This is a genomic window from Streptomyces purpurogeneiscleroticus (assembly GCF_020024005.1).
GTDB lineage: Bacteria > Actinomycetota > Actinomycetes > Streptomycetales > Streptomycetaceae > Streptomyces > Streptomyces purpurogeneiscleroticus.
Map to the genome: position 1 here is coordinate 1 of NZ_NHSG01000221.1, position 8,598 is coordinate 8,598.

An 8,598-nucleotide genomic window follows, 5' to 3' on the forward strand; every position below is an offset into this window, starting at 1 on the left:
CCCCGCCCCCGCCGCTGTGGACAGCGCCCCGCCGCGGCTCGCCGTCCGGGTCCGACACGGCCTGGTACGGCTCGGCTGGCACCGGCCGTTCCGGCTGCTGGCGGGCGCGCAGCGGCTGCGCCGGGCCGTAGCGCGCCGCGCCCGGTGGGTGCTGCGGCGGACGCGGCGCGCCGCGCTCGGCCTCCACTACCGGTTCCAGCGGCGGCTGCCGGTACGCCCCGACCACGCGGTCTTCACCGCGCACTGGCACCGCGGCTACGCCGGCGACCCCGCCGCGATCGAGGCCAAGCTGCGCGAGCTGTGTCCGGGGATGCGCACGGCCTGGGTGGCGGCGCCCGGGTACGAGGACACCGTGCCGCCGGACGTGCGGTGGCTGCAGCCCGGCACCGCCGCGTACTGGACCGCGCTGGCCCGCTCGAAGTACCTGGTCAACAATGTGCACTTCGACGGGCGGCTGGCCAAGCGGCCGGGCCAGGTGCTGCTCCAGACGCACCGGGGCACCCCTCTCAAGCACATGGGCCTGGACCTCCAGGAGCGCCCGGCCGCGGCCCGCGGCACCGACTTCGCGCGGCTGCTGCGCGGCGTGGACAACTGGGACTACAGCCTCTCCGCCAACCGCCACGCCACCCTGACCTGGGAGCGCGTCTACCCCGCCGACTACACGACGCTGGAGTACGGGCAGCCGCGCACCGACCGGTTCCTGCGCGCCACCGCCCAGGACGTGCTGCGCATCCGTACCGAGCTGGGCATTCCGCCGTCCGCCACCGCGATCCTGTACGCGCCGACCCACCGCGACTACCGGCGCTCCCGCCGCCCCGCGCTGGACCCGCACCGGCTGCTGCGGGAGCTCGGCCCCGACTTCGTGGTGCTGGTGCGTCCGCATTTCTCCTCGCTGGAGGGCCCGCGGTACGCCGCGGACGTGCCGCCGGCGCCGCCCGGCGACGGGGTGATCGACGTGAGCGGCCATCCGTGCGTGGAGGACCTCTGCCTGGCCTCGGACGCGCTGGTCACCGACTACTCCTCGCTCATGTTCGACTACGTGAACCTCGACCGGCCGGTGGTGGTCCTCACCGACGACTGGGAGGCGTACCGGGAGGCCCGCGGCACCTATTTCGATCTGCTCCGGCACCCGCCGGGGCCGGTGGCGCGCAACGAGGAGGAGCTCATCGACATCTTCGCGAGTCCCGCATGGCACGGTCCCCGTTCGGCCGCTCTGCGGGCCACTTTCCGTTCACTTTTCTGCCCTTACGATGACGGCCACGCCGCGGAACGCGTAGTACGCCGTGTGTTCCTCGGCGACGAGGGGTCGCCGCCCGATGCCGTACCCCTCCATGAGCGCCGGCCCGCGCCCTCTCCCGAGCGGGCCCGCCGCCTCGCGGTGCCGCAGCCGGTGCCCGGGCCCACAACAGCACACGCGTCGCATGTCGCCATCGATTCCCCCGACCGTCTGGAGACGGACCGCACATGACTGCCCTCACCGCAGACCAGAGTGCCGAGCAGCTCCCGCGACCCACCCGCCTGTCCGAGGTCAAGGGCTGGTTCTTCACCGCCGACCAGCTCATGTTCGACTGGTTCCTGGCCCGCCAGGAACGCCTCAAGGAACCGGGCGACCTGCTGGAGCTCGGCGCGTACATGGGGAAGAGCGCCATCTTCATGGGCGCCCGGCTGCGTGCCGGTGACCGCTTCACGGTCTGCGACCTCTTCGACTCCCCCGCCGAGGACGCCTCCAACTCCAAGGAGATGGCGAAGTCCTACGCCACGCTCACCCGCCGCGCCTTCGAGGCCAACTACCTCGCCTTCCACGACGAGCTGCCGCACCTCGTCCAGGGCCTGTCCTCCGTGATCCGCGCGCACGTCGAGGACGACAGCTGCCGCTTCGCGCACATCGACGCCTCGCACCTGTACGAGCATGTACACGGCGACATCCTGGCCGTGCGGGAGCTGCTGCGCCCGCACGGCGTGGTCGTACTGGACGACTACCGCGCCGAGCACTGCCCCGGCGTGGCCGCGGCCACCTGGCAGGCGGTGACCACCGGCGGGCTGAAGCCGCTGTGCATTACCGGCACGAAGTTCTACGGCACCTGGGGGGACGCGGAGCCGGTCCGCGGCGAGCTGCTGGAGTGGCTCGCCGGGCGCGATGATCTGTGGCACGAGGTGCAGGAGGTTGCGGGGCAACCGTTGATCCGGCTTTCGGCCAAGGGGGCGAAGGAGCCGGCGCATCCGGTGTCGCGGCACCGGGTGCGGTCCGGGGCGCCGCGGGTCGCGGTCCCGCATGCCGCGGGACGTGGGGGGCCGAAGGGGCGGAGCGCGCTGCGGCGGGTCGCTGTGAATGTGCTGCCGCCGGTCGTCACGAAGGCGATTGTCGCGGCGCGTAACCGAGGGCGCTAGGCGCCGTAGGGCCTGGGCTCGTCGCCCGGCTGCCGCGCCGTGCTGGTTGCTCGCGCAGTTCCCCGCGCCCCTTACGGGGCGCGTACGCCGGCCGGCTCGTCGTCGTCGAGCTCCGCCTCGTCCTCCGCCTCGTGTGGGGGCGGGGCGGCGGTGCGCTCGGCCAGCGGGATCACCGGTAGCAGTGTGTCCTCGCCGAGGAAGACCCGGCGGACTACGCGCTCTGCGGCCAGGCCGTCGTCGTACGGGCAGAACCGCTCCCGGAACGCGGCCCGCAGCTCCGTGGAGCGGTCGTCCGTCCAGCGGCCGGAGCGGAAGACCTCGGCGATGGCCTGCTCGTCGGCGGCGATGTGGCCCGGGGTGTCGCCGGGCTCGCCGGAGAGCAGGTCGAAGTAGACGCCGCGGGCGTGCCGGTACGCCTCCCAGTCCGAGGAGTGCACGACGACCGGCCGGTCGAGCGCCGCGTAGTCGAACATCAGCGACGAGAAGTCGCAGAGCAGCGCGTCGGAGGCCAGGGCCAGGTCCTCCACGGACGGGTGCCGGGAGACGTCCAGGATGCGGCCCGCCTCCTCCAGCGCGGCGAGCCGCGAGTCGGCGCCGTAGAAGTAGTGGGTGCGGACCAGGAGCTGGTAGCCCTCGCCGAGGGCCTCGGCGAGGCGCTCCAGGTCCAGCGGCGGGCTGAAGCCGCGCTCGTAGTCGCGGTGGGTGGGCGCGTAGAGGATCGCGGTGGTGCCGGGCACGATGCCCAGCCCGGCGCGGATCCTGCGCACGTCCTCCGCGGTGGCGGTGAAGTACCGGTCGTTGCGCGGATAGCCGGTCGGCAGCGTCTCGTAGTCGCTGGGATAGACGCGCTGCCACACCTCGGTGGAGTGCGGGTTCGAGGACAGGCAGTAGTCCCACTGGTCGGCGTGGTCGAGCATGCGCAGGAAGCTGACGCCCTGGGCGGCGGCCGGGTGCCGGCGCAGGTCCATGCCCATCTTCTTCAGCGGGGTGCCGTGGTGGGTCTGGATGTAGATCTGCTCGGGGCGCTTGTGGACGGTGCCGGGGAAGTTGGCGTTGTTGACGAGGTACTTGGCGCGGGCCATGACCTCCCAGTACCGGCGCGAGTTCACCAGTACGGTCTCCACGCCCGGCGGCACGTCCTCGCGGTGCCGGCGGTCCACCACCCACACGCCGCGCAGCTGCGGCGCCAGCTCACGGGCCTTCGCGTGGATCGCGGCGGGGCTGCACAGCACGCCACGGTTCCAGTAGGCGGCGTAGACCACGAGGTTCTCGTCGACCGGGCGACGCAGCTGGAGGCCGTAGTAGCGGCGGTAGACGCTGCGGGCGGTGCGGTGCCGGCGGGAGCGCAGCGTCTTGGCGGTGCGGTGCCGGAGCGTTCCGGCGCGCTGCAGGGAGCGGTAGACGGCGTAGGAGTTCAGATGCGCGGGCAGCTCGGCCCCGGCCGGGCGGTGCCGGCGCAGCAGGCGGGCCAGCTCCCGGTAGAAGTCGGCCCGGTCCCCGGCGCGCACCCGGCCGTCGTCCTCCATGATCCGCAGCAGCCGGCCGGCGGCGTGCGCGAACAGGACGCCGCGGGCCGCCTCGGTGCCGCCGCCCAGCCCGGTTCCGCTCCCGGTCAGCGCGCGGAACACCGCGTCGTACCGGCCGAGGACCGCGAAGTGGTGCCGCCCGGGGACGGTGGAGGCGCTCCCCCGGCGGCGCTTGCGCCAGGTCACGCACACCTGGTCCAGGCAGGCGATCCGGGCGGCTGCCAGCAGTACCCCGAAGACCACGGGTACGTCGTCGTACGGGCCGTCGGCGAACGCGAAGCGGTGCTCCTCCCACAGGTCGCGGCGGACCGCGCGGTTCCACGGCGCGGGCAGCACGGACAGGCACTCCGGCACGTCCTCGGCGGTGAAGACCGTGTCGGCGTGCGCTTCCAGGAACTCCCGGTCGGCGCTCGGGTGCCGCTTCTCCCAGACGTCGATCCGGTCGTGGTCGAAGAGCAGCACATCGGGCTCGCCCGCCGCCCGCAGCCGCGCGTCGATCGCGGCCAGCGCGCCGGGCGCGAGGAAGTCGTCACCGTCGAGGAAGAGGAGGTACTCACCGGTGGCGCGGCGGACGCCGGCGTTGCGGGCCGGGCCCACGCCCCCGGGACGCTCCAGGTGCAGTGCGATGACCCGGTGATCGGCCGCCGCGTACGCGTCGATGATCGCCCCGTCGCCGCCGTCCGAGCAGTCGTCGACGGCGATCAGCTCCACCCCTTCGAAGGACTGCGTGAGCACGGAGTCCAGGCAGTGGCGCAGGAAACCCTGCACGCCGCGGGCGGGGACGATGACGCTGAAGCGGGGCATGGCCATCCAGGGGTCGGTACGCAGGGTGCAGCAGCAGCGTAGGCGGACGATCACGCTCCGTCCGGTTCCTCCGCCGGGGCCGGTCACTCGAACAGCGCAGCAAATGTGACGGGTGAGTCCGCACGGGGTTGGACTGGTGTCCCGTGCGTCCCCTGGAAAAGGTCTGGTCTGCTCCATGGATCCCCGGCTCACCGTCGTCATCCCGATCTACAACGTGGAGGAGTACCTCCACGAATGCCTCGCGTCCGTGGCCGCCCAGACCCTGCGGGAGCTGGACGTCGTGATGGTCGACGACGGCTCCACCGACTCCGGGCCACAGCTGGCCCGGGAGTTCGCCGCGCGCGACCCGCGCTTCCGGCTGGTGACGCAGGAGAACGGGGGGCTGGGGCACGCCCGCAACACCGGTGCCCGGCACGCCGATCCGCGCACCGCCTACCTCACCTTCATGGACAGCGACGACGTGCTGCCGCCGCGCGCCTACGAGGGCCTGGTCTCCCTGCTGGACACCTCCGGCTCGGACTTCGCGACCGGCAATGTCTACCGGCTGACCACGGAGGGCCGCAGCCAGGCGTGGCAGCACAAGACCATGACCCGCACGGTCCTGGGCACCCACATCAGCCGGGACCTGACCCTGCTGGCCGACCGGGTGGCCTGGAACAAGGTCTTCCACCGCGCCTTCTGGGACCGGCACCGGCTGGCCTTCCCCGAGGGCGTGCTCTACGAGGACACCCCGCTCACCATCCCCGCGCACTTCCTCGCCGAGGCCGTCGACGTCCTGCACGAGCACGTCTACTACTGGCGCATCCGCGAGGGCTCGATCACCCGCCGCCGCACGGACGTGAAGGGCGTACGGGACCGGCTCGCCGCCGTCGACGGCGTCAGCCGCTTCCTCGCCGACCCGGACCGCACCCGCTGGACCCGGCACAAGCGCGACTACGACCGCTCCGTGCTCCTCGACGACCTGCAGTACTTCATCGACGCGCTGCCCATGGCGGGCGAGGAGTACCACCGGGTGTTCATGACCGGTGCCCGGGACTTCCTCAGCCGCATCGACCCCACCCTGTACGCCGAACTCCCCGTCGAGCAGCGCATCAAGTGGACGCTGATCCGGGAGGACCGCCTCGACGACCTGCTGCGGCTGCTGCAGTACCAGCAGCGGAACAACTCCGGCTTCCACGTCGCGGGCCCGCCGCTGCGCAAGCGCGCGGTGCTCTCGGTCGGCGGCGGCCGGCCGATCCCGCTGCCGCCCGAGGTCACCCGGCTCACCGCCCAGGACCTGCCGGTACGGGCGCGGCTGCGGGAGGCGGTGTGGCGGGACGGCAAGCTGGTGCTGCGCGGCTACGCCTACATCCGCAACATCGCGGCGCCCGGCCGGCTGCGCTGTCCGAAGGCGGCGGTGCTGATGTCGGGCAAGCGCCGGATCGTGCTGCCGGTGCGGTCCGTGCCCGCGCCGGAGGCCACCCACAATTCCCGCCAGGAGCAGCACTGTTACGACTGGTCCGGCTTCGAGATCACGGTGGATCCCCAGCGGCTGGCCAAGGGCGGCCGGTTCCGGCCCGGCCAGTGGAAGGCGGGCATCGTGGTCGCCGGGGCCGGCGTGGTGCGGCCCGCCGCGCTGCGCGCCCTGGACACCGGTTCCGGCGCGCACCCGCTGCCGCACGAGGTGGCCGACGGGATGCGGGTGGTGCCCTGGTACAAGGACGGGCGGCTGCATCTGTCGGTGGAGCGGACCGTGCGGCGGCTGGCCGGGCAGCGCACGGTGGGCGACGGCGCGGCCGAGCTGACCGTGGACGACGCCTCGGCCAACGCGCCGGTGGCGCTGCGGCTGACCCACCGCGGCACGGGCGAACGCCTCGAACGGCCGCTCACGGAAGCGGACATCACCGCCGAGGGCACCGGCCATCGCCTCACGCTGCGCATCGACCCGGCCGAGCTGGCCGACCCGACCGAGCCGGCCACGGGCGAGACCGCCACGGATGCCGGGCACGAGGCCGCCGTGGGTGCCGGGCAGGAGGCCGCCACCTGGGACCCCGTACTGGTCTACGCGGACGGCAGGACGGCCCGGATCGCGGCCGACCCCACAGCGCCGGCCGGGCGGGGGGTCGACAGCGGCGGCCGGGAGCTGGTGGTCACCGCCACCGCGGCCGGCAACCTCGTCCTGCACCTGCGCGCCCCCGAGCCGTTCGCCGACCGGCTGGCGTGGCGGCCCGACGGGTCGCTGGAGGTGGCGGGGCGGCTGCCGGGCGCGGCCGGGGACGGGGCGCCGCTCGCGGCCGTGCTGCGGCACAGCCGGTACGCCGCCGAGGCGGTCTTCCCCGCCACCCGGGACGGCGAGCGGTTCACGGCCGTACTGCGGCCCGCCGCGGTCCCCTCCTGCGGCGGGCACCGGCCGCTGCGCGAGGGCCGCTGGTATCTCTTCCTGCGCACGGCGGACACGGCCGACGCGGTCGGGCCGGGCGCCGAGTACGACGCGGGGGCGGCGGACGACACGGCCGCCGGAGCGGTGGGCCCCGTCGGCGCGGCCGCCGGCGGCCACCGGCACGGCGCCGGTGACCTGCCCGTACGGCTGTGCCCCACGCTCTTCGCCGGGCTGCCGGCGGTCTGCCCCGCGGCGCCGCGGCCGCTCACCGTGGACCGCCGCTTCCACGACCGGCTCTTCGTCGAGGCGGGCCCCGCGGTGCCGGACGCGGACCGCGGCCCGTACCGGCAGCGGCTGCTGCGCGAGGAGCACTACCCGCGGCGCCGCTCCCGCCCGCTGCGCGAGACGGTCCTGTTCAGCAGCTTCGACGGGCGCTGCGGCGGCGACTCGCCGCGCGCCGTGCACCGGGAGCTGGCGCGCCGCGATCCGGGCGCCGAGCACCTGTGGGTGGTCCGCGACGCCCACGCGCACGTCCCCGAGGGCGCCCGCCCGGTGCTGCTGGGCAGTACCGAGTGGCACGAGGCGCTGGCCCGCAGCCGACGCATCGTCACCAACACCCATCTGCCGGAGTGGTTCGTCCGCCGGTCCGGCCAGCGGGTCCTGCAGACCTGGCACGGCACCCCGGTCAAGCGCATCGGCACCGACCTGGCCGGCACGCTCTGCGCCGACCTGGTCCACCTGTGGCCGCAGCCGCGCCGCGGCCACCAGTGGAGCGTGCTGCTCTCCCCCAACGCGCACAGCACGTCCCTGCTGGGCCGGGCCCTGGGGTACGAAGGGGAGATCCACGAGACCGGCCTGCCGCGCACCGACATGCTGGTCAGCGGCGACCTCGACAAGCCGGCCCGGCGGGTACGCGAGCGCCTCGGCATCCCCGCGGACAAGAAGGTGGTGCTGTACGCGCCGACGCAGCGGGACGACAAGGCGTACGACGCGGACCACTACCAGCTGCATCTGCCGCTGGATGTGGCGCACGCCAGGGCGGCGCTCGGCGAGAGCCACGTCCTGCTGCTGCGCAGCCATCCGCTGGTCGCCGACCGGGTGCCGGGCGGGGCCGACGGCTTCGTGCGGGACGTGACCGACTTCCCGGACGCGATGGAGCTGCTGCTGGCCGCCGACGTGCTGGTGACGGACTACTCCTCGCTGGCGGTGGACTTCGCCAACACCGGGCGCCCGATGCTGTTCCTGACGCCGGATCTGGAGCACTTCCGGGACACCGTGCGCGGCTTCACCTTCGACTTCGAGGCGGAGGTGCCGGGGCCGCTGCTGAGGGACACCGGGGAGCTGGTGGACGCGCTGCGCGACCTGGACGGGGTCGCGCGGCGCAGCGCGGACGCCTACGCCCGCTTCCGTGCGGCGTACTGCACGCGGGACGACGGGCGGGCCACGGCCCGGGCCGCCGACCTGCTGAGCTGAGGCCGCGGGGATCAGCCGCGGCGCAGCCGCCGGAGACCCTTGGTGACG

At 74.0% G+C, this 8,598-nt stretch carries 4 protein-coding genes; 3 read left to right on the forward strand and 1 reads right to left on the reverse strand.

Annotation, left to right across the window (positions count from 1 at the left end; genetic code table 11):
• Both CCS38_RS14470 and CCS38_RS14475 read left to right on the forward strand, forming a co-directional pair.
• Window positions 1-1,468: CDP-glycerol glycerophosphotransferase family protein (locus CCS38_RS14470; protein WP_223733665.1), on the forward strand; the 1,468-nt coding region annotated here is incomplete at its 5' end.
• Window positions 1,465-2,388, forward strand: a complete 924-nt coding sequence (locus CCS38_RS14475; protein ID WP_223733666.1) for a class I SAM-dependent methyltransferase — start codon at window positions 1,465-1,467, stop codon at window positions 2,386-2,388. The genes CCS38_RS14470 and CCS38_RS14475, both read left to right, overlap by 4 nt.
• A gap of 71 nt (window positions 2,389-2,459) precedes the next feature.
• Here the strand turns inward: CCS38_RS14475 and CCS38_RS14480 are convergent, their stop codons facing one another.
• Window positions 2,460-4,772, reverse strand: coding sequence for a bifunctional glycosyltransferase/CDP-glycerol:glycerophosphate glycerophosphotransferase (locus tag CCS38_RS14480; RefSeq protein ID WP_308050798.1), 2,313 nt, complete (start codon window positions 4,770-4,772; stop codon window positions 2,460-2,462).
• Between the two features lie 121 nt (window positions 4,773-4,893).
• On the opposite strand from CCS38_RS14480, the gene CCS38_RS14485 reads away from it, so the two are divergent.
• Window positions 4,894-8,550, forward strand: a complete 3,657-nt coding sequence (locus CCS38_RS14485) for a bifunctional glycosyltransferase/CDP-glycerol:glycerophosphate glycerophosphotransferase (protein ID WP_223733667.1) — start codon at window positions 4,894-4,896, stop codon at window positions 8,548-8,550.
• Window positions 8,551-8,598: the final 48 nt, after the last annotated feature.